This window comes from Mesorhizobium sp. LSHC412B00, assembly GCF_000503035.1.
GTDB lineage: Bacteria > Pseudomonadota > Alphaproteobacteria > Rhizobiales > Rhizobiaceae > Mesorhizobium.
In genome coordinates this window covers 51193-72226 of the sequence record NZ_AYWB01000021.1, presented here as the reverse complement: position 1 = coordinate 72226, position 21034 = coordinate 51193, and the positions used below count along the sequence as shown (strand labels likewise).

Annotated in this window: 18 protein-coding genes; 8 read left to right on the top strand and 10 right to left on the bottom strand. The window is 63.8% G+C overall.

Annotation, left to right across the window (positions count from 1 at the left end):
- The first annotated feature begins 100 nt into the window (after positions 1 to 100).
- Positions 101 to 1507, top strand: a complete 1407-nt coding sequence (locus X757_RS139155; protein WP_245260137.1) for a M48 family metalloprotease — start codon at positions 101 to 103, stop codon at positions 1505 to 1507.
- A gap of 92 nt (positions 1508 to 1599) precedes the next feature.
- Here the strand turns inward: X757_RS139155 and X757_RS139160 are convergent, their stop codons facing one another.
- Positions 1600 to 2457 (bottom strand): RNA polymerase factor sigma-32, encoded by an 858-nt coding sequence (locus X757_RS139160; protein ID WP_023685806.1) that lies wholly within the window; start codon positions 2455 to 2457, stop codon positions 1600 to 1602.
- 397 nt (positions 2458 to 2854) lie between these two features.
- On the opposite strand from X757_RS139160, the gene X757_RS139165 reads away from it, so the two are divergent.
- The 3 genes from X757_RS139165 to X757_RS139175 all read left to right on the top strand — a co-directional run bounded on the left by X757_RS139165 (position 2855) and on the right by X757_RS139175 (position 5210).
- Positions 2855 to 3628, top strand: a complete 774-nt coding sequence (locus X757_RS139165; RefSeq protein WP_023673667.1) for an amino acid ABC transporter substrate-binding protein — start codon at positions 2855 to 2857, stop codon at positions 3626 to 3628.
- 137 nt (positions 3629 to 3765) lie between these two features.
- Entirely contained in the window at positions 3766 to 4446 is a 681-nt protein-coding gene (locus tag X757_RS139170) for an amino acid ABC transporter permease (RefSeq protein ID WP_023693608.1), read from the top strand.
- Positions 4443 to 5210 carry an amino acid ABC transporter ATP-binding protein gene (locus X757_RS139175; protein WP_023673665.1) on the top strand — a complete coding sequence of 256 codons (768 nt, stop codon included), beginning with the start codon at positions 4443 to 4445 and terminating at the stop codon, positions 5208 to 5210. The genes X757_RS139170 and X757_RS139175 overlap by 4 nt, the downstream gene beginning before the upstream one ends.
- Before the next feature lie 196 nt (positions 5211 to 5406).
- Here X757_RS139175 and X757_RS139180 read toward each other — a convergent pair whose 3' ends face one another.
- The 6 genes from X757_RS139180 to X757_RS139205 all read right to left on the bottom strand — a co-directional run bounded on the left by X757_RS139180 (position 5407) and on the right by X757_RS139205 (position 13727).
- Positions 5407 to 5988: a CarD family transcriptional regulator gene (locus tag X757_RS139180; RefSeq protein ID WP_023673664.1), complete on the bottom strand. Its 582-nt coding sequence runs from the start codon at positions 5986 to 5988 to the stop codon at positions 5407 to 5409.
- Positions 5989 to 6414: 426 nt separating this feature from the next.
- Entirely contained in the window at positions 6415 to 6753 is a 339-nt protein-coding gene (gene fdxA, locus X757_RS139185) for a ferredoxin FdxA (RefSeq protein WP_013529180.1), read from the bottom strand.
- Between the two features lie 253 nt (positions 6754 to 7006).
- Complete coding sequence (locus X757_RS139190; protein WP_023673663.1) at positions 7007 to 7393, bottom strand: RNA-binding S4 domain-containing protein; 387 nt, start codon at positions 7391 to 7393, stop codon at positions 7007 to 7009.
- Positions 7394 to 7410: 17 nt separating this feature from the next.
- Positions 7411 to 10992: a helicase-related protein gene (locus tag X757_RS139195; RefSeq protein WP_023727623.1), complete on the bottom strand. Its 3582-nt coding sequence runs from the start codon at positions 10990 to 10992 to the stop codon at positions 7411 to 7413.
- Positions 10993 to 11687: 695 nt separating this feature from the next.
- The gene (gene phbB, locus X757_RS139200) at positions 11688 to 12413 is read right to left on the bottom strand and encodes an acetoacetyl-CoA reductase (RefSeq protein WP_023707257.1); all 726 of its coding nucleotides are present in this window, start codon (positions 12411 to 12413) and stop codon (positions 11688 to 11690) included.
- A gap of 129 nt (positions 12414 to 12542) precedes the next feature.
- Positions 12543 to 13727: an acetyl-CoA C-acetyltransferase gene (locus tag X757_RS139205; protein ID WP_023727622.1), complete on the bottom strand. Its 1185-nt coding sequence runs from the start codon at positions 13725 to 13727 to the stop codon at positions 12543 to 12545.
- 302 nt (positions 13728 to 14029) lie between these two features.
- On the opposite strand from X757_RS139205, the gene phaR reads away from it, so the two are divergent.
- On the top strand, positions 14030 to 14644 hold the full coding sequence (gene phaR / locus X757_RS139210; protein WP_023685813.1) for a polyhydroxyalkanoate synthesis repressor PhaR: 615 nt from the start codon (positions 14030 to 14032) through the stop codon (positions 14642 to 14644).
- Positions 14645 to 14689: 45 nt separating this feature from the next.
- On the opposite strand, the gene X757_RS139215 is transcribed toward phaR, so the two are convergent.
- Both X757_RS139215 and X757_RS139220 read right to left on the bottom strand, forming a co-directional pair.
- Positions 14690 to 15157 (bottom strand): GNAT family N-acetyltransferase, encoded by a 468-nt coding sequence (locus X757_RS139215; protein WP_023673834.1) that lies wholly within the window; start codon positions 15155 to 15157, stop codon positions 14690 to 14692.
- Positions 15158 to 15195: 38 nt separating this feature from the next.
- Entirely contained in the window at positions 15196 to 15615 is a 420-nt protein-coding gene (locus tag X757_RS139220; protein ID WP_023702797.1) for a rhodanese-like domain-containing protein, read from the bottom strand.
- 89 nt (positions 15616 to 15704) lie between these two features.
- On the opposite strand from X757_RS139220, the gene ftrA reads away from it, so the two are divergent.
- Positions 15705 to 16697, top strand: coding sequence for a transcriptional regulator FtrA (ftrA, locus tag X757_RS139225; protein WP_023752866.1), 993 nt, complete (start codon positions 15705 to 15707; stop codon positions 16695 to 16697).
- Here ftrA and X757_RS139230 read toward each other — a convergent pair.
- Positions 16694 to 17833 carry a citrate synthase gene (locus X757_RS139230; protein ID WP_023752867.1) on the bottom strand — a complete coding sequence of 380 codons (1140 nt, stop codon included), beginning with the start codon at positions 17831 to 17833 and terminating at the stop codon, positions 16694 to 16696. The two genes, ftrA and X757_RS139230, sit on opposite strands and share 4 nt — an antisense overlap.
- Before the next feature lie 93 nt (positions 17834 to 17926).
- Here X757_RS139230 and X757_RS139235 point away from each other — a divergent pair, with 93 nt between their 5' ends.
- Both X757_RS139235 and X757_RS139240 read left to right on the top strand, forming a co-directional pair.
- Positions 17927 to 19015: a citrate synthase/methylcitrate synthase gene (locus X757_RS139235; RefSeq protein WP_023727618.1), complete on the top strand. Its 1089-nt coding sequence runs from the start codon at positions 17927 to 17929 to the stop codon at positions 19013 to 19015.
- 385 nt (positions 19016 to 19400) lie between these two features.
- Positions 19401 to 20531, top strand: a complete 1131-nt coding sequence (locus X757_RS139240) for a patatin-like phospholipase family protein (protein ID WP_023727617.1) — start codon at positions 19401 to 19403, stop codon at positions 20529 to 20531.
- The last annotated feature ends 503 nt before the right edge of the window (positions 20532 to 21034 follow it).

The following is a 21034-nucleotide window of genomic DNA, read 5'->3' as shown; positions in this document are numbered from 1 at the left end:
GAACGCCGTGCTGCCGACCGGCACTGACACTTTGAAACGCAGACCGCTGGTGCGCTTCCTCGCGCTGGCCGGCCTTGCCGTGGCGCTGGCCAGCTGCCAGATGTTCACGCCTCCCGAAGTGCAGGAATCCGGCTTCCAGCCTTCCGACAAGCCGATCACGGTCGACAATGTCGCCGCCAACAGCAAGCTTGCCGAACTGGCGAAGGCGCAACATCCGCGCATCCTTGCCACCTATGGCGGCGAATATTCCGATCCCAAGCTCGAGCGCATGGTGGCCAAGGTTGTCGGCAGCCTGACCGTGGTGTCGGCCAATCCGACCCAGACCTATCGCATCACCATCCTCAATTCGCCCAACGTCAACGCTTTCGCGCTGCCGGGCGGCTATCTCTACGTCACCCGCGGCCTGCTGGCGCTGGCCAATGATTCGGCTGAACTCGCCGCCGTCATCGCGCATGAGATGGGCCACGTCACCGCCAATCACGGCTTGCAGCGCCAGCAGCTCGAGGCCGAGGAAGGCCTGGCGACCAAGGTGGTCTCCGATGTGCTGGGCGACAGCCCGACCGCCAAGCAGGCATTGATCCGCGGCAAGCTGAGGCTGGCGCAGTTCTCGCGCAACCAGGAGCTGGAGGCAGACGCCATCGGCATCAAGTCGATCGGCGAGGCCGGTTACGATCCCTATGCCGCCGGGCGTTTCCTGCAGTCGATGTCGGCCTATACCGATTTCCGCTCGATCAGCGGCGCCACCGACGCCAGCCTCGACTTCCTGGCCACGCACCCCAACACGCCGCAGCGAATTGATCTGGCGCAGCGCCACGCCCGCCAGTTCGGCGCGCCGGGCATCGGCACCCGCGACCGCGATTCCTTCCTGGCCGGGATAGACGGCCTGCTCTATGGCGACACGCCGGAAGAGGGCTATGTGCGCGGCCAGACCTTCCTGCATCCGGGCCTCGGCGTTTCGTTCACGGTGCCCGACGGCTTCATCATCGACAATTCGGCGGCGGCGGTGACGGCGACCGGTCCCGGCGACATGGCGATCCGCTTCGACGGTGTGTCGATCGACAAGGATCGTGCGCTGACCGACTACATCAGAAGCGGCTGGGTGGCCGGTCTCGACGAGACCAGTGTGCGCCAGGAGACGATCGACGGCAACCAGGCGGCGACCGCGCACGCCGGCGCCGATGGCTGGCAGTTCGACATTGCGGTGATCCGCGCCGGCGGTCAGGTCTACCGGCTTTTGACAGCGGCCCCCTCGGCCAGCACGACACTCGATCCGGTGGCACGCTCGGTCAGCGGTTCGTTCCGCGTGCTCAGCCCCGCCGAGAAGGCGGCACTGAAGCCGCTGCATATCCGCGTCGTCACGGTACAGGCCGGGCAGACGATGGGCACACTTTCGGCGCAGATGGTCGGCGTCGACCGCAAGCTCGATCTGTTCCGCGTGCTCAACGCGATGTCGCCGGGCGCCTCGGTTTCGGCCGGCGACAAGGTCAAGATCGTCACGGACAGATAGCGCCGGTCTTCGTCAGAAACCCCAGCCTTCGTAGTGCTTTTTTCTGAGATAACTTTTCTGAGATAACTCGGGGTACCCCGTTCCTGGCAATCTCAGGCCGCCATGAACTCCGGATTCTGCTTCACCAGCGCGAGCTTGAGCTTTTCCATGGCGCGGGCCTCGATCTGCCGGACACGCTCCTTGGAAATGCCGAGCGTCTCGCCAAGCGCCTCAAGCGTCGCACCTTCGTCGCTCAGCCGGCGCTCCTCGATGATCCTGAGTTCGCGGGCATTGAGCGCGCGGAGCGCCGTCTTCAGCCACATCAGGCGCCGTTCGACGTCGATGGTGTCGCCGGCGACCTCGTCAGGCAATGGATCGTCCGAAATCAGGAAGTCCATCCGCTCGGTGGTGCCAGCTTCGTCGGCGAGCGGTGCGTTGAGCGAAGAGTCAGGTGCTGAAAGCCTGGAATCCATCTTCGCGACATCGGCCTCGGAGACGCCTAGGGCTACCGAGACTTCGCGGTAGAGCGTGGCGTTGGAGATCGGCTCGGCGCCATTGGCAAGACGGGCGCGCAGGCGCCGCAGGTTGAAGAACAGCGCCTTTTGCGCCGAAGAGGTGCCGCCGCGAACGATCGACCAGTTGCGCAGGATATAGTCCTGCATCGAAGCGCGGATCCACCATGTCGCATAGGTCGAGAAGCGCACCTCGCGCTCCGGCTCGAAACGCGCGGCTGCTTCCAGCAGCCCGACATGGCCCTCTTGGACCAGATCTCCGAGCGGCAGGCCGTAATGTCGGAACTTCGAAGCCATGGAGATGACCAGCCGCATATGGGCGACGGTGATCTGATGCAGCGCCTGCTGATCCTGGTCCTCCTTCCAGCGCAAGGCGAGAACATGTTCCTCATCGCGCTCGAGGTAGGGGGCTTTCATTGCCGTGCGGACCATGGTCCGTCCTGCCGTGTCTTCGATCATGCCGCGCTCCTGCTCCCGGACATTTTCGGACGGCCTGGCGGCCGTTATCTCTGTTTGACGCAATTCCGAAGGAAACCGCTTTCCCACTTTCCTGGAATTGCTTCGGGCCTAGCGCAGCCAAGGGTTCTTGAAATGGAAACGCGGCGCCCTACAACAAGCCATGAACGTGCCATACCGGGGATTGGTTCCGCCGCCGAGGGCGGTTGTTTTGTGCGGTCCGACAGGGCGCATCGACACCGCAGATCGGGACTATTGGCACCGATCGGAGCTGCTTTGAGAATCTGATTTCTGGATCGCCGTTTTTTTGAAATCTGGTTCCTTATTTTGCTGCGCTGTATCTGTCAGTTTCCGGCTCTCACAAGCGCCGGACACCGGCCAAGGACGGGATCACATAGAAATGAAATGGCTCAATTCGCTCATCATCGCCGGAACGCTGCAGGTTCTGGCTGTTACATCAGGCCACGCCGGCGCCAATCTCGACCAGATCAAGCAGGCCGGCACACTCAAGGTCGGCACCGAAGGCACCTATGCGCCCTTCACCTATCATGATGCTTCCGGCGCGCTGGTCGGCTTCGACGTCGAGATCGCCAAGGCGATCGGCGACAAGCTCGGCGTCAAGGTCGAGTTCCTCGAAGGCAAATGGGACGGGCTGATCGCCGGCCTCGACGCCAACCGCTACGACGCCGTGATCAACGAGGTCGGCATCACCGACGCGCGCAAGGCCAAGTACGATTTCTCCGATCCTTACATCGCCTCCAAGGCCGTGCTGATCGTGCGCGGCGACAACACCGACATCAAGACCTTCGCCGACCTCAAGGGCAAGAAGTCGGCACAGTCGTTGACATCGAATTTCGGCAAGCTCGCCGAGACCAACGGCGCCGAACTTGTCGGCACCGACGGCTTCGACCAGTCGATCCAGCTGCTGCTCACCGGCCGCGCCGACGCCACCATCAATGACAGCCTGTCTTTCCTCGACTTCAAGAAGCACAAGCCGGACGCCAATGTGAAGATCGCCGCGCAGGAAGAGAACGCCGACTATTCCGGCGTCATCGTGCGCAAGGGTGATCCGGAGCTGGTCGCGGCGATCAACAAGGCGCTGGCCGACATCAAGGCCGACGGCACCTACAAGAAGATCGCCGATACCTATTTCGGCCAGGATGTCTCGCAGTAAAGACCATCTCCCGGCGGTTTGCCGGCAATGACAAATAGCGGCGGGCCGTCTTTGACGGCTCGCCGTTATTCGCATGATATGAGAAGCACACAATCGCACTGCCGTCACCGCGGCGGTCTGTGAGGGAGGAGCCGTTCGTGCCGCACTGGCTACACCTGATGCTGGACTCGTTGCCGACACTGCTGTGGGCGGCGTTGATCTTCACCGTACCGCTGACATTGCTATCGTTCGCACTCGGCCTGTTCGTCGGCCTGGTTGTCGCCCTGGTGCGGCTGTTCGGCCCCAAGCCTCTGGTTGCCGTGGTCCGCTTCTATGTCTGGATCTTTCGCGGCACGCCGCTTCTGGTGCAGCTGTTCCTGATCTTTTACGGCCTGCCTTCGGTCGGCATATTGCTGGATGCTTTTCCGGCGGCGCTGATTGGCTTCACCCTCAACATAGGCGCCTACAGTTCGGAAATTATCCGCGCCGTGATCGGCTCGGTGCCGAAGGGCCAGTGGGAAGCGGCCTATTCGATCGGCATGACCTGGAGCCAGGCGATGCGGCGCACCATCCTGCCGCAAGCCGGCCGCGTCGCCGTGCCGCCGCTGTCCAACACCTTCATCTCGCTGGTCAAGGATACGTCGCTGGCCGCCGCCATCACCGTGCCGGAGATGTTCCAGGCGGCGCAGCGCATCGTCGCCACCACCTATGAACCGCTGATCCTCTATGTCGAGGCGGCGATCCTTTATCTGGCGATGAGCTCGGTGCTTTCGGCCTTGCAGACGCGGCTGGAGGAGCGGCTCAACCGCTATGGCGGCTTCCTGGAGGCGCGCTCATGATCGGCCTCACCGATATCGAAAAGCGCTTCGGCGACAATCTGGTGCTGAAGGGCGTGACGGTCACCATTGCCGAAGGCAGCGTCACCGCGCTTGTCGGTCCCTCCGGCGGTGGCAAGAGCACTCTGCTGCGCTGCATCAACCTGTTGGAGATCCCGACCTCGGGCATGGTGCGCATCGGCGACGAGACGCTGGAATTCCGTCCCGGCATCAAGATCCCCAGCCGCGACATCCAGCGCCTGCGGCTGCAGACCGGCATGGTGTTCCAGAACTTCCAGCTGTTCCCGCATCGCACCGCGATCGAGAACGTCATGGAAGGCCTGGTGACGGTGCTCAAATGGCCGACGGCAAAGGCGCGCGAGCGGGCACTGGCGCTGCTCGAGAAGGTCGGCATGGCGCACAAGGCGGACGATTGGCCGGCAACGCTGTCGGGCGGCCAGCAGCAGCGTGTGGCCATCGCCCGCGCCCTGGCGCCGTCGCCCAAGGTTCTGCTTTGCGACGAGCCGACCTCGGCGCTCGATCCGGAACTGGCGCAGGAAGTGGTCGACGTGCTCGGAAAACTCGCCAGCGAAGGCACCACCATGGTGATGGCCACGCACGACCTTCGCCTTGCCTCCAAGATCGCGCAGGAGGTGGTGTTCCTCGATGCTGGTGTCGTCGTCGAGAAGGGGCCGTCCACCGTGGTGTTCAGCAATCCGGAGCGGGAACGGACCAAGCGTTTTATTGCGACGCTGAAGCAGGAGGCGGAGAAGGAAGCCGGCGGCTGAGCCTTCTACGTTCCCCTTGTGGGGAGGTCGGACGGAAGGTCCGGGTGCGGTCTGGTGTCGTCCCCATCCTCGCTGCTTCGCAGCGACCCTGCCTGGGCGAGCCACGGGTCTCGCCCGTCCTTGGAACCCCACAAGGGGGTAAAAACAAAAACCCGGCACAAGGCCGGGTTTTTCATGATTTCGACGGTGAAAGCGATCAGGCAGCTTCTTCCTGCTCGGCTTCCTCATTGTCGGCCTTGGCGCCGCGCTTCGGGCCCTTGTTGAGGTTGACCTCGATCAGGCGCACGGCTTCGGTTTCCGACATGCGGTTGACTGCCGCGATCTCGCGCGCCATGCGGTCGAGTGCCGCCTCATAGAGCTGACGCTCGGAATAGGACTGTTCCGGCTGGTTGTCGGCACGGTAGAGGTCGCGCACGACTTCCGAGATCGAGATCAGGTCGCCCGAATTGATCTTGGCATCATATTCCTGCGCACGGCGCGACCACATGGTGCGCTTGACGCGGGCGCGGCCCTGCACGACCTTCAGCGCGCGCTCGACATAATCCTCTTCCGACAGCTTGCGCATGCCGATGGAGGTCGCCTTGGCGACCGGAACCTTCAGGCGCATCTTGTCCTTCTGGAAGTCGATGACGAACAGTTCCAGCTTGTGGCCCGCAACTTCCTGCTCGTCGATCGAGACGATCTGGCCGACGCCGTGTGCCGGATAGACGATGTACTCGCCGGTCTTGAAACCGTGGCGTGCCGAGGTGGACTTCTTCTGCGGGGTGATCGTTGCCATTACGCCCTGAACTCCTTGTTGTGGCACCGGCGGCCTGCCGGTCCGAACGCATGCGACCGGGGACACCGATCGTTAGCCGCACAACAGATGAACCCATCGGAAAAAGCCGGGACCGGCAAACCGCATACATAGCGACTGCCTGGCCCAGATCGCTCTGGTCCGATTGGGGATTTCACCTTTCAGTGATTTGGGGCGCTTGCGCCATAAATCGACGTTGTGTCACCGGCATGTTTCAACTGGTGTAGCACAAAAAGTCGGAAGAATCAAGGTTTTGCTGCAAACGCGAAGGTCGAGCGCCATCGCCGCCTGTCAAGGCAGTTAATGTATGATGCGCGTTACGCAGCGTTATGACGATCCAATAGGCCGCACTTTTTTGCTTTGCGCATCACCCTTTCCGAAATCGATTCCGATTCCAGCGTCATGTGCTCAGTCGCCTTCGCCGGGCTCGGCGGAGAAATATTTCTCGAACTTGCCGGCTTCGCCGTCGAAGCTCTTGGCATCTGCCGGAGGCTCCTTCTTGGCGGTGATGTTGGGCCATTTCTCGGCGTATTCGGTGTTGACCTGCAGCCATTTGTCGAGGCCCGGCTCGGTGTCGGGCTTGATTGCATCGGCCGGGCATTCCGGTTCGCAGACGCCGCAGTCGATGCACTCGTCGGGATGTATGACAAGCATGTTCTCGCCCTCGTAGAAGCAGTCGACCGGACAGACCTCGATGCAGTCCATGTACTTGCATTTGATGCAGTTGTCGGTCACGACATAGGTCATTGGTCGGCTCCGGGACGTCCCGTTCTTGCTAGAGCGACGTGCGTCCAATTGGACGCACAAAGTACGCTCTGACACTTTGAATCTGCGCATCGTGCCTTCCGAAAAATCGATTTCCGATTTTCGGGCCGATGCGGCGGCTTTTTTGGTGAGGTAACGCCTTTGCCTGCCGCTTGCAAGGGCAGCCATTGCAGGCGGGGCCCGCGTGTCCGGAATGAAATTCCAGACCGCCGGCATGGCGCAGACGGCCAAGGCTTCAGTCTTCGCCGAACAGCCGGTCGGTTTGCCTGCGCTCTTTCTTGGTCGGCCGGCCGCTGCCGGCGTCGCGCAGCGCCGGAATGGCATCGGCAACAGCCTCGCCTTTCGGCGCCGGCGGCGGGGACATGTCCTCGTAGAGCGTGCGCGCTTCCTCGGCCGGACCGCGCCGCACGCCGGTGCCAAGCACCTTCCAAATGAAAATGCGGCGCTCGTGCGTAATGGTCAAAACGTCGCCAGGCTTGACCAGATCGGAGGCCTGCGCTGCTTTGTCGCTGTTGATGCGGACGCGTCCGGCGACAACCAGCTTGGCCGCCAGCGAGCGCGATTTTATCGCGCGCGAAAAGAACAGCCACTTGTCGATGCGCTGACGACCTTCAGCAACCATCGCAGCGAACCTGGGGCTTATTTCTTCAGCTGGTCGCGCAATGCGGCGAGCTTGGCGAAGGGCGAGTCCGGATCGAAGCGCGCAGGGCGTTCCTCGCGTGGCTTGGCTTGGAAAGCCGGCTTGGCGCCTTGCGGTCCGCCTTTGCCTTCCGGCCTGCCGCCTTTCCAGTCAGGCCGGCCCTCGCGCGGACGCTCGCCTTGCGGCTTGCCGTCGCGGCGCTGTTCGCCCTCGGCCTGCGGCTTGGGCTTGAACTTCGAACGGTCGAAGCGTGGCTTGGCGGCACCGTCGCGCTGGTCGCGCCGGCCCTGATAGGCCGACCGTTCGCCCGGTGCCGGCTGTCCGCCGGCAGCGTCGGCCGGCGCATCGGCGCGGCCAGCCTGGCCGTTACGCGGGCGATTGTCCCGGCCTTGACGATGGCGCGGGCGCTGCTCGAAACGACCCTGCCGCCACAGCAAGATGGGCTTTGGCGCTTCGGCCTCGGGGACAGGCTCAGCGCTTCCACCCTCCCCCTCGTGGGGAGGGTCGGCGCGCAGCGCCGGGGTGGGGGCAGCGCCGGCGTCGGCGGTTGCGCCTGCATCGGCTACGCGGTCTGCACTATCGGTTTCGTCAGCGCTGTCACCCCCACCCGCGTCGCTTCGCGCCGCGACCTCCCCCATCGAGGGGGAGGTAAGGGCGTCGGCGTTTTCGGCGACGGTGGCGTCGGCGCTTTCGGGGACGGTGTCGTCAGCTTCTGCAACAGCCGGAGCTTCTTCCGTGATTTCTATGGGGGCTTCGACTTGGGGAGCTTCGACCTGTTCTTCCGCGACGGGCTCTGCCGTTGCTTCCGCGATGGCTGGAGCTTCGGCGGTGGCTTCAACGGCCGCAGTTGGCTCCGAACCCTCGGGAGGCGCGCCCGGCTGAGCGTCCGCAGCAACAGCCTCCGCTGCGGCTTCGGCGACGGGCTGCTCAGCCGCAGGCTCAGCGGCGGCAACCGCATCCGGCTCCGATCCAACGGCCGGCGCTTCAGCGACGGCTTCGCTTGCAGCGGCTTCCGTCGCCTTGGCCTGTTCAGCTTTTGCAGCCGCGTCCGCAGCCAGCTTGGCGGCAGCCGCTTCCCGCGCCGCGTTGTCCTGTGCTTCCAGCCGCGCCTTGACCTCTGCCGGCGGCTTCGGCTCGGCGCGATAGCCGAGACCTTTCAGGATCTCTTCCATGTCGTCGGCGGTGGCGCCGAGGATGGACATCATCGGCGGCGTCACCATGAAGGACTGGCCGTCATAGGCGCCGTCCGGGCGCTGTCCCAGACCGGGCCTCCAGTTGGTCGCAGGCCGGATCAGGTCGGCCAGCCGTTCCAGAATGTCGATGCGCACGGCGCGGCGGCCGAGATTACGGTAGCCGGCGAGCTTGTAGAAGCTCTTGTCGAAAGCCGGATCGATGACCACCGAGGTGCGGCCGGAGGCCAGCGCGTGCACGACGTCGCCAAAGCCGGGCTTGTCCTTGCCGTCGTTCTTCAGCGCCCACAAAAGCGTGATCAGTCCGGCGGGCGCCGGCTTGATCAGCGCCGGCACGAAGACGTGGTAGGCGCCGAAGCGCACACCGAGCCGGCGCAAGGCGGCGCGACCCTCCTGGTCGAGCGACTTCATTTCCTCGGCGATGTCGCGGCGGTTGATGAGGCCGAAATGCTCGACGAGTTGGAAGGCGATGCCACGGCCGATGCCGGCGATCTGCTCGGCATTCTTCAAGTCGACCAGCGGCTTCAGCAAGGATTCGATCTGGAAATTGACGAAGCGCTCGGCGCGCGCGGCGACCTTGTCGCGGGCGGGACCGGTCAACTGCTCGTCGGCCAAAAGCACCAGGCGCGGCTTCAGCGCGTCCTCGCCGGCAACCAGCGTGCCGATCGGCGCGCCGATCCAGCGCAGCGTGCCGTCGGAGCCGAGCGCAAGGTCGCCATTGGCGCAGGCGCCGAAGCGTTCGGCACGTGCCTCGAACTCGGCGGCCAGCGCTTTTTGCGCTGCCGTACGCACGGCCTTGGCGTCTTCGCCGCCGGCGCTCTGGTCGGCGGTGAAGCGGAACCCTTGCAACTCGCCGACATGATGGCCTTCGACAAGGACGGTTCCGGTAGGACTGATTTCGGCTTCAGGCATTGTATTTTCTCTAAGGCGCCGCATGAGGACGGAAGTCCTGCGGTCTACAAACCGTTTCGTCAACCGCTCATGCAGCGCATCCGACAATCTGTCTTCGATTTCGCGCGTCTTTTCCCGCCAGTGTGCCTGATCGGCCAGCCAGCCCGGCCGGTTGGACACGAATGTCCAGGTGCGGATCTGCGCAATGCGGTGCGACAGCGTGTCGATGTCCCCCTCGGTCGTATCGGCGCGGCGCACCTGCTCGGCCATGTAGTTCTCGTCGACATGGCCGTGTTTGGCGAGGTCGGTGTAGATAGAAGCGATCAGGTCGGAGTGCTGGGCCGGCGCGATCTTGCGGTAGTCCGGCAACGCGCAGGCTTCCCACAGCAGCGCGACGCGCTTGGCATTGGTAGCCAGCGCGCGGATGTCCTCGTCGCGGGAGAGATGTTCGAGCGCCTGGGCATCGACCGCCGGCAGCGCCCGCGTCAGGCCTTCGACCGGCGCGTTGGTTTCGATCGAGCGCTTCAGCGCGTCGAGGCTGGCGAAGTCGAAATGCGCGGTGCGCCATTGCAGCACCTTCACCGGATCGAACTCGTGCCCCTCGATGCGCTTGACCAGTTCCTCGTCCAGCGGATCGACCTGGCCGGTGACGCCGAAGGTGCCGTCGCGCAGATGGCGGCCGGCGCGGCCGGCGATCTGGCCGAGCTCGGCCGCCGTCAGGTTGCGGTACTGATAGCCGTCGAATTTGCGGTTCTGGGCGAAGGCGACATGATCGAGATCAAGGTTGAGCCCCATGCCGATGGCGTCGGTGGCGACGAGATAGTCGACGTCGCCTGCCTGGAACATTGCCACCTGGGCATTGCGGGTGCGGGGCGACAGCGCGCCGAGCACGACCGCCGCTCCTCCTTGCTGGCGGCGGATCAGCTCAGCGATGGCATAGACCTCGTCGGCGGAGAAAGCGACGATCGCCGTACGCCGCGGCAGGCGGGTCAATTTCTTCGAGCCGGCATAGGCCAGGTGCGACAGGCGAGGGCGCGTCACCACCGAGACGCCTCTCAGCAGCTTTTGCAGGATGCCATGCATGGTGGCCGCGCCGAGCAGCAGCGTTTCCTGGCGGCCGCGCAGGTGCAGGATACGGTCGGTGAAGATGTGGCCGCGCTCGAGGTCGCCGGCGAGTTGCACCTCGTCGATGGCGACGAAGGCAACGTCGGTCTCGCGCGGCATGGCTTCGACGGTGCAGACCGAATATTTCGCGCCGGGCGGCTGGATTTTTTCCTCGCCGGTGATGAGCGCCACCTTGTGGGCGCCGACCTTTTCGCAGACGCGGGCATAGACCTCGCGCGCCAGAAGGCGGAGCGGCAGCCCGATAATGCCGCTCTCATGCGCCACCATGCGCTCGATGGCGAGATGGGTCTTGCCGGTGTTGGTCGGACCCAGCACGGCAGTCACGTCGCGGCCCGACAGGATCAGCGGCTCGGTGTGTTTCGGCTGGATGTTCATCGGCCTGGAGATGAGGCTTTCTGCATCGTGTTGTCGGGAGCGCGCCTCGCGTGGCGCGTATGACAGGCGACACATAGGGATTTCAGGCGCGAAGCGAAAGCGGAATGTTCCGGCCGGCAGTCCCACGGTTCGTCGTTGAGGTCTCAATTAACAGTTGGAACGAGTCTGGAACGAATCGGAGACGAATCAGTGACTCCGGCAGATTCAGCTTTTGTTCACGGCTACATGTGGATTTTGCGAGCCTGAGTCTCACCATATGCTGAATCGCGGAAACTGGCCCGATTCCTGCAAGGCGACCATTGGCGTTAACCTTTGCCGGCCGGGCATCGTCGTGATCCGATACGCCTCGGCCAACATTATGAAATTGCTGAATTTTCTTAATCGGCCTTAACCATTTTCCGGTGGTATTCGGCCTTGGTCGTTAACGTTCCGCTCAAAGCCGGAACGAATGGGTGACGAATCAGCGATGGCGGGATTTTCCTGGTTTGTTCACCCCAACATCTTGTGTTATCCACAGCTTGTCCACCGAGAATTCACAGCTTGCGAACCGGGTTTTGCACAGGGCGCCTAAAAATCGTTAATCTTTGCGTGCCGGAACGGGTCAATGTCTCGCGCGCAGCCCGGGGAACATCGCCGGCCGGCGATGAAAAACGGGCCATAAGGCGGCCCGTCCTACCGGGCGAAATTGCTGTCGTTCAGACGAAGTACTGGCCGCCATTGGCGGTGATGGTCGAGCCGGTGATGAAACCGGCGTCCTCAGAGGCGAGGAAGACGACGCAACGCGCGATCTCTTCCGGTTCGCCGAGGCGGCCGACCGGGATCTGCGGAATGATGCGTTCATTCAGCACCTTCTCGTCGATCGCCTTGACCATCTCGGTGGCGATGTAGCCGGGGCAGATGACATTGACTGTGATGCCCGCGCGCGCGCCCTCCTGCGCCAGCGCCTTCGAGAAGCCGATGTCGCCGGCCTTTGCGGCGGAATAGTTGACCTGGCCGGCCTGGCCTTTCTGGCCGTTGATGGAGGAGATGGTGATGACGCGGCCGAATTTGCGGTCGCGCATGCCGCCCCACAGCGGATGCGTCATGTTGAAGACCCCAGACAGATTGGTGTCGATGACTTCCTTCCACTGCTCGCGCGTCAGCTTGTGGAACATGGCGTCGCGGGTAATGCCGGCATTGTTGACCAGCACCGAGACCGGGCCGAGATCGGCCTCGACCTGTTTGATTCCGGCGGCACAGGCGTCGTAGTCGGCGACCGACCATTTGTAGGCCTTGATGCCGGTTTGTGCGCTGAACTTCCCCGCTGCCTCGTCATTGCCGGCATAGTTGGCGGCAACGGTGTAACCGGCATTCTTCAGGCCGATCGATATGGCGGCGCCGATGCCGCGCGATCCACCGGTGACGAGCGCTACTTTGGTCATTGAAAGTTCTTCCTCCCTTTGGTCGGAAGAAGGGGATAGGGAGTAGGGAATAGCGAGTAGGGATCGATATCCCGCCGCGCTGCTCCTTCTTCCCTATTCACTACTCCCTATTCACTACTCACTTCTTGTTCACAGCGCTTCCACGCACAGAGCGACGCCCATGCCGCCGCCGATGCACAGCGTGGCAAGGCCCTTCTTGGCGCGGCGGCGGCGCATCTCGAAAACCAGCGTGTTGAAGACGCGGGCGCCCGACGCGCCGATCGGATGGCCGATGGCGATGGCGCCGCCATTGACGTTGACGATCGACGTATCCCAGCCCATGCCCTTGTCGACGGCGCAGGCCTGCGCAGCGAAGGCTTCATTGGCCTCGACAAGGTCGAGGTCCTTGACCGACCAGCCGGCCTTCTCGAGCGCCCGCTTCGAGGCGGGAATAGGTCCGGTGCCCATGATCGCCGGATCGACGCCGGCCGTCGCCCATGAGGCGATGCGCACCAGCGGGGTGATGCCGCGCCTTGTGGCTTCAGCCTCGCTCATCAGCAGCGCGCCGGCGGCGCCGTCATTGATGCCCGACGCGTTGGCGGCGGTCACGGTGCCGTCCTTGTCGAAAGCCGGCTTCAGCTTGGACATGGCGTCGATGGTGGCGCCGTGGCGGATGTACTCGTCCTGGTCGACGACAGTGTCGCCCTTCCTGCCCTTGATCGTGAAGGCGACGATCTCGTCCTTGAACTTGCCGGCCTTCTGCGCGGCCTCGGCCTTGTTTTGCGAGGCCAGCGCAAACTGGTCCTGGTCGTCGCGGGTGATCTGGAACTGGCGGGCGACGTTCTCGGCGGTGTTGCCCATGTGGTAGCCGTTGAAGGCGTCCCACAACCCGTCCTTGATCATGGTGTCGATCATCTTGTAGTCGCCCATCTTGACGCCGGCGCGCAGGTGCTCGGCGTGCGGCGACAGCGACATCGATTCCTGGCCGCCGGCGATGATCACCGTGGCGTCGCCGGCGGCGATCTGCTGCATGCCGAGCGCGATGGCGCGCAGGCCCGAGCCGCAAACCTGGTTGAGCCCCCAGGCGGTGGTCTCCTTGGGCAGGCCGGCATTGATCGACGCCTGGCGGGCGGGGTTCTGGCCCTGCGCGGCGGTCAGCACCTGGCCGAGAATGACCTCGTCGACTTCGCCCGGCTCGACGCCGGCGCGCGCCAAAAGCTCCCTGATGACGACGGCGCCAAGTTCATGCGCCGGGGTGGCGGCGAAGGCGCCGTTGAAGGAGCCGACAGCCGTGCGTGCGGCGCTGGCAACGACGATTGAATTGGAAGCGGACATTTTTCTCTCCAGACTTCGAGGTGTCGTGTTCTTGGGGGCTTGTTGGGACTTTTCTTGCCCGTTCCACACCCCAAGTCAAACCGGAAATGGGCATGCCGGCCAAGCGCCGCAAGCAGGGCGCGAGCGGCCGGCGCGATCGCCCAACCTTTGCTGCGCAGCATAATTGGCCGGCCATGCAGCAATAAATGATGCCGCACTGCACAAAGCGCTTGGAATTATAGAGCTTTTGCGCATATCCTTAAAAATGGCGCAATCGTTACCGGCGGCTTACTCAGGCGCGCCGGTGTCCCGGGAGGATGCTGATGGCCGCGAAAGACGACCCTATCATTATCAAGAAATATGCCAATCGCCGGCTCTACAATACCGGCACCAGCACCTATGTGACGCTCGAGGATCTGGCCGAGATGGTCAAGAAGGGCGAGGAGTTCACCGTCCAGGACGCCAAGACCGGTGACGACATTACCCATCCGGTGCTGACGCAGATCATCTTCGAACTGGAGAACAAGGATGGGCAGAACATGCTGCCGATCCCGTTCCTGCGCCAGTTGATCGCTTTCTATGGCGACCAGATGCAGCAGATCGTGCCGAGCTTCCTCGAACAGTCGATGATGGCCTTCTCCAAGGAACAGGAGCGGTTCCGCGAGCAGATGAAGGGCGCGATCGGCAAGTCGCCGCTGGATGTGATGAAGATCGCCACGCCGATCAAGGCGCTGGAAGAGCAGACACGCCGCAACATGGAAATGTTCCAGAACGCGATGCGCCTGTTCACGCCCTTCCCGACCGCCGCCACAAATGCTGCGGCCGCGGCTGCACCCGAGCCGGCCCGCAAGGATGTCCCGGAAAAGAGCGGCGACGACCTTCAGGAACTGAAGCAACAGATCGCCGCCATGCAGCGCAAGCTCGACACCATGTCGTAAGCGACCGCCGCATGGTCGACCGCCCTCAGTTGGTCGAGGCGGCCGTCACGGGTCGATTTTCAGCTGCCACGGTTCCCAGATATCGTCGGGCTGGCCGTCGAGCGAGCGGTAGAAGGCTTTGGCCGGCGAGTTGGATTTCAGCACCGTCCATTTGATGGCGGAGGCGCCAATGCTCAAAGCGTGTTGGCGAAGCTGTTCAACAAGCGCATGGCCGACCCCCATGCCGCGCGTCGCTTCAGTGACGTAGAGTTCCTTCAGCCAGACAACCGGCTTCAGGTCGTAGGTCCAGGGGATGAGGTAGTGGACGGCGATGCCGACGATCACGCCCTCTCGCTCCGCCACCAACACGCCGAACCGGGGCGATGGCCCCAGCCCGTGCTCGATGAGGTTCGCTTCGGTGACGCGAAGCTTGTCGTCATAACCCTCGAAGACAGCTAGCGCCCGCATGAGGGCGAGCACCGCACCGACATCCTGGCGCTCGAATGGACGAATTCTAACCATCGCCTTCTGCATGCTTGCTCAGTCTTCAAGGCCGACCATATCGCGTGGCCTCACGCGTGCAAGACACCGGGCTCCTTGCCTGAAGCGAAAGGAAGGTCCTCGTCCTGCCAACCGGTTATGCCGCCGATCATGATCTTCACGGGACGACCGAGGCTGGCCAGCTTGAAGGCCGCCTGATCCGCGCCATTGCAATGCGGTCCCGCGCAATAGACGACGAACAGCGTCCTTTCGGGCCATTGCACCATCCGCCCGGCCGATATTTCGCGGTGGGGCAGATGCAGCGCGCCCGGCACATGGCGGCGTCCATAGGCTTCCGGCGAACCGACCACATGCAGGAGAACAAAGTCCGGCTCTCCGGCACGCAGTGCGGCGGCGACGTCGGAACAGTCGGTCTCGACGGAAAGCCGGCGCAGAAAATGGTCGCGGGCGATATCCGGCGATGCCGCCGGAATGTCTGTCACGTGGCTCATCCTCGTATCTCCATTGCTGATGCGACGGATAGATAAGACAGGAAGCAGGGCGATTGCAGCTGGCAGCTTTGCCATATATCGTCAAGATCATGCCATCCTCTGCGAATCCGCGCCCTGCCAACCCTCTTGTCGTTGCCGTTGCCTATGACGGGCTGTGCACGTTCGAGTTTGGCGTGGCGGTTGAGATCTTCGCCTTGCCCCGGCCGGAAATGGGTGAGGATTGGTACCGTTTTGCGGTTGCCGGTATTGATACCGGTGAAATGCGCGCGCTGGGCGGCGTGCGTATTGTTGCCGACGGCGGGATCGATCTGATCGGCCAGGCCGGCACGGTGATCGTACCGGGATGGCGCGGAACGGAGGCTCCGGTGCCGCCGGCGCTGATCGAGGCGCTTCGAAAGGCACACGAGCGCGGCTCTCGCATTCTTTCGATCTGTTCGGGCGTGTTCGTGCTTGCCGCCGCCGGCCTGCTGGCGGGCAAAAGAGCGACCACGCATTGGCGCTACAGCGAGAAGCTGACGGAGATGTACCCCGACATCACCGTGATTCCGGACGTTTTGTACATCGATGAGGGCAATGTGCTGACATCGGCAGGCAGTGCCGCGGGCATCGATCTTTGCCTGCATCTGGTTCGGCGCGACTTCGGCACCAAGGCTGCAAACATGGTGGCGCGCCGTCTGGTCGTGCCGCCGCATCGCGACGGCGGCCAGGCGCAGTATGTCGAGAGTTCCGTACCCGAGCCACATGAGCGCAGCCGGCTTGGACCGTTGATCGACAGGATGCGCGCCGATATTTCTGCCGACTATCCCGTCGCCATCTTGGCCGAGCTTGCCGGGATGAGCGAGCGGACGTTCCTGCGCCGGTTCGCGGCCGCGACCGGCGTCACGCCGGCGCGCTGGCTGCTGTCGGAACGGCTTTCGCGGGCGCGCACGCTGCTGGAAGACACCGCCATGCCGATCGAACGGATTGCCGAGACCGCCGGCTTTGGCGCGGCAGGCACGTTGCGGCATCACTTCCGCCGGCAATTCGCCACGACGCCCGTCGCGTACCGTGCGCGGTTCGGGAACACGGCCAGGTCGGCTTAAGTCACGCGTCCCTCATAGCGGCCACGCGGCCTGATGATGCTGCCGCTAATGATCTGTTCGACCATATGCGCGGCCCAGCCGACACTGCGTCCGAGCGCAAACAGCTGGAACGGTGCATCGCGCGGCAAGCCAAGGCCGCGCGTCAGAGCGGCCAAGGCGAAGTCGATGTTGGGGTGCGCGCCGGTCGCCGCCATGGCGGCTTTTTGCAGCTGTTGCAGCGTCTCGTCGACAGGGATGACTTCCAGAAGTGCGGTGGCACGGGGATCGCCGTCGGGATAGAGCGGATGGCCGAACGCCGGCAAGGGCCGGTCATGGCCGAGCCAGCGCCGGATCGCCGCATCCGCGCCGTGGGCTGCTGCATCTTCAGCCAGTTGCATCGCCGCTTCGCCGGCGCCACCGTGGCGCGGGCCGGACAGCGTTGCCAAGCCGGCCAGCAGGCATGCGGCAGGCGAGGCGCCTGTGGACGCTGCGACGCGGGCGGCAAAGGTCGATGCGTTGAGTTCATGATCGGCGAGCAGGACGAGGGCGCAGCGGATCGCTTCCGCGCCGGCATCATCCACCGACCAGCCCTGCGCCAGGCGCTTATGGACGGGCGCTGTGCCGGCTTCAGCGCCCAGCGACTGCGCCAGCGCTCCGACTGTGCGCGCGGCCTCGGTGCACAGCGAGGCGGCGCTGCGTCCGAGCGAAGGCCGCCCGTGGCCTGCAAGCATGGCAAGCTGCGCAAAGGCCGAGGCGCGGCCGACTGGATGAGGCGCTTCAGATGACGGAGCTTTGAAAGCCACCGGTTCAGGCGAGGCCCAGAGCACAGCAGCGGTTTCCTCCAGCGTCGCCGCTTTGGAAAGCGCAACGGCGTCTTGCCCTCGGTAGATGAGGCGCCCGTGCAGAACGGTTGAAATTGCTGTTGCGATCGAGGGTTCGCCCCAGGCGATCGCACTCTCGGCGATGGCCGAGGGACTGCGGCCCCGCGCCCGGCGGGTCGCCAATGCCGCGATGTCGTCGGCGCGGTACTGGCTGCGGCGCGGGTCGCTCTCATCCGGCCGCATGCCGATGCGGCCACGGCTGACATAGGCGTAGAGCGTCTGCGGCCGGACCTTGAGCCTTTCCAGCGCCTCTTCCCGCGACAGCCATTCGGACATTTTCAGCCCATACATTGATTATATTGATCAAGATTGATCGAGGCGCAGCCTAACCCTTATCTCCCATGCAGAAAAGCTGCAAGGAGATGAGATATGGCGAACGGGCTCGATGATGTGGTGGCGGCGGAGACCGTGCTCTCCGATGTCGATGGCCTTGGCGGCCGCCTGACGATCCGCGGTCATTCGCTGCCGGAATTGGCGGGACGCTGGCGCTATGCGCAAGTGGTTCGCCTGTTGCTCGACGGCTTCTTCGACGGCCTTCCCGGCGATGCCGAACTGGCAGCGAGGCTGGGCAAGGCTCGCGTCGAGGTGTTCGAGCGGCTTGCGCCCTCGCTGCCGCTGCTCGCACCGCTTGAGATCTATAGCGCCATGCGCGCCGGCATGGCGCTGCTGCCGGATGGCGAGACACCGACGGACGCCTTGCGGCTGATCGCGGCGCCCGCCGTGCTGACGCCGGCTCTGCTGCGCGTGGCGCGTGGCGAGCAGCCGATCGCACCTGACGCGAAGGCCGATCATGCCGCCGACATGCTGAGGATGCTCGAGGGATCCGTCCCGTCGCCGGCGCTGGCAAGGGCACTCGACACCTATCTGGTGACCGTCTGCGATCACGGCCTCAACGCCTCGACCTTCGCCACCCGCGTCGTCGCATCGACGCTGGCCGGTCTGACATCGTCGGTGCTGGCCGGGCTCGGCGCGCTCAAGGGGCCCCTGCACGGCGGCGCGCCCGGCCCGGTGATCGAGATGCTCGATGCAATCCAGGCGCATGGCGACGCGGCCGGTTGGCTGCGCGAGAAGGTCGCGCATGGCGAGCGCATCATGGGTTTCGGCCATCGTATCTACCGCGTGCGCGATCCGCGCGCCGATGTACTGAAAGCCGTCGTGCGGCAGCTCGGCAGCGAGGGCGAAGCCGGCCGCCGCCTGGCCTTCGCCGAACAGGTCGAGCACACGGCGCTCGAAGTGCTGCGGATCGCCAAGCCGCAGCGCTCGCTGCAGACCAATGTCGAGTTTTACACAGCGCTTGTGCTTGAGGCGGCTGGCTTTCCGCCACAGGCGTTCAGCAATGTCTTTGCCGCCGGACGTGTCGCCGGCTGGATCGCCCATGCGCGCGAACAGCAGACGACGGGGCGGCTGATCCGTCCACAGTCGCGCTATGTCGGGCCGGTGCCGGACCTCGTGGCCTGAGGTTCCAAGTTCAGATTGTTGCGAAGAGGACCCCACCCTAGCTTGCCGGGGCGAGCCACGAATCTCGCCCGTCCTTCGGACCCCCACAAGGGGAGGGCAGCTGGCGCGCGCCGCCGAAACGTCGGTGGTTTGCTGAGATCAGCGTCTACCAAGTCTCCCTCCCCCTTGTGGGGAGGGATCAAGGGTGGGGGTATTCGTAGGGCGAAGACCTGGGCGTGGAGGACCATTCCCCATGACCAAAATTTCATGTGATCACGCGACCGTGTTCGTGTTCTTGCCTTGGTCATCCCTTATATGCTGCACTGCAATATAAGTCCGCTGCCGTCGAACCCGCCCGATTTCCGGGCGGAATGAGGCAGCAGCGACCAAACTGAACAGGAACGCCATGACCAAAAACGGCAAGGCGGAGGAAACGAAGAAGATCAACATTGCGCTGCAGGGAGGCGGCTCGCACGGGGCTTTCTCCTGGGGCGTACTCGACCGGCTGCTGGAGGATGGCAGGCTCGACATTTCAGCCGTGTCCGGCACCAGCGCCGGCGCGATGAATGCGGTGGCGCTGGCCGATGGTTTTGTGCGCGGCGGCGTCGAGGGTGCACGGCAAAAGCTCGACGACTTCTGGCGCGCGGTGGCGGCCAAGGGCCGCTTCAGCCCGGTGCAGCGCATGCCGTGGGACGTCGCCTGGGGCAACTGGTCGATCGAGAACACGCCCGGCTATTTCTTCTTCGACACCATGTCCCGAGTGTTTTCGCCCTATGTCGCCAATCCGCTGGGCTTGAACCCGCTGCGCGACGTGGTCGAGCAGGAGATCGATTTCAAAAATGTTCACGCCTGCAAGTCGATGGAGCTGTTCATTTCGGCGACCAATGTCGAGACCGGCCAGCTGCGCGTCTTTTCCGATGGCGAGATCGACCTCGACACGGTGATGGCCTCGGCCTGCCTGCCGCAATTGTTCCGCGCCGTCGAGATCAAGGGCGTGCCCTATTGGGATGGCGGCTATGGCGGCAATCCGGCGCTGTTTCCGTTCTTCAAGACGGCGGCGACCGAGGATGTGCTTTTGGTGCAGATCAATCCGGTGGTGCGCGAGGGCACGCCGAAAAGCGCCAACGAAATCCAGAACCGCATCGACGAGATCACCTTCAATGCCGGGCTGCTGAACGAATTCCGCTCGATCGCCTTCGTCAAGGAGCTGATCGCCGCCGGCCGGCTGCCGCCTGGCGAATACCGCGACATCCGCATGCACCGCATCGATGCCGACGAAGCGTTCAAGGATCTGTCGGCGTCATCCAAGGTCAACGCCGAATGGGCTTTTTTGACCTATTTGCGCGACCTTGGCCGCATAGCGGCGAGCGACTGGCTGGAGGAGAATTACGACGCCGTCGGCAAGCGGCCGACGCTCGATCTTTCCGGCGAACTCGATGACGGCTTCAAACCGGTGCGCGGGCCGGCACCGGGACGGCGGGTGAAGGAATTCCTCGCCGCCCGCAAGAAGCCGGAGGCGGAACGCCGGCGGGCCTGAGTCCGCCCGGATCGATCAAGACGATCAGCGAAGTGTTCGGCAAATCGGAGTAGCGCCGATGACTTTCCGTCCCGGAACAACCGTTGCGTGTGACGGTATACAAAATCATACTGACGCCTGCTGCCATTCACTGAGTGGCTACGCAGGTCGCGCCCACATTTGAGCGTCAAAAACTAGTGGGGGCACAGGGTGATGTCAGCGCTCGTAACGCCTTGAAAACAAGTCGGCTCCAGCATCCGTGCGGCGCCGGGGCTGTGGTTCCGCCGCCTGACGGGGCGCTGACAAAACCGTTTCCCGTTGGCCACACTACATCGCCTGGCACACTGTTCCTGCAACTTTTCGACTGTATTGCGATGCAACTTTGATGTAGAAGCGCGGCTTCGCCGTTCACGGCAAATTGAACACGGCCTGGCGCGCACCCATATCGGCGACGCGCCCGAGTTGGAAGACACGGTAGCTGTTAGACGACGGACTCCTGTTGGATAACGACTTGGCCGAACCCC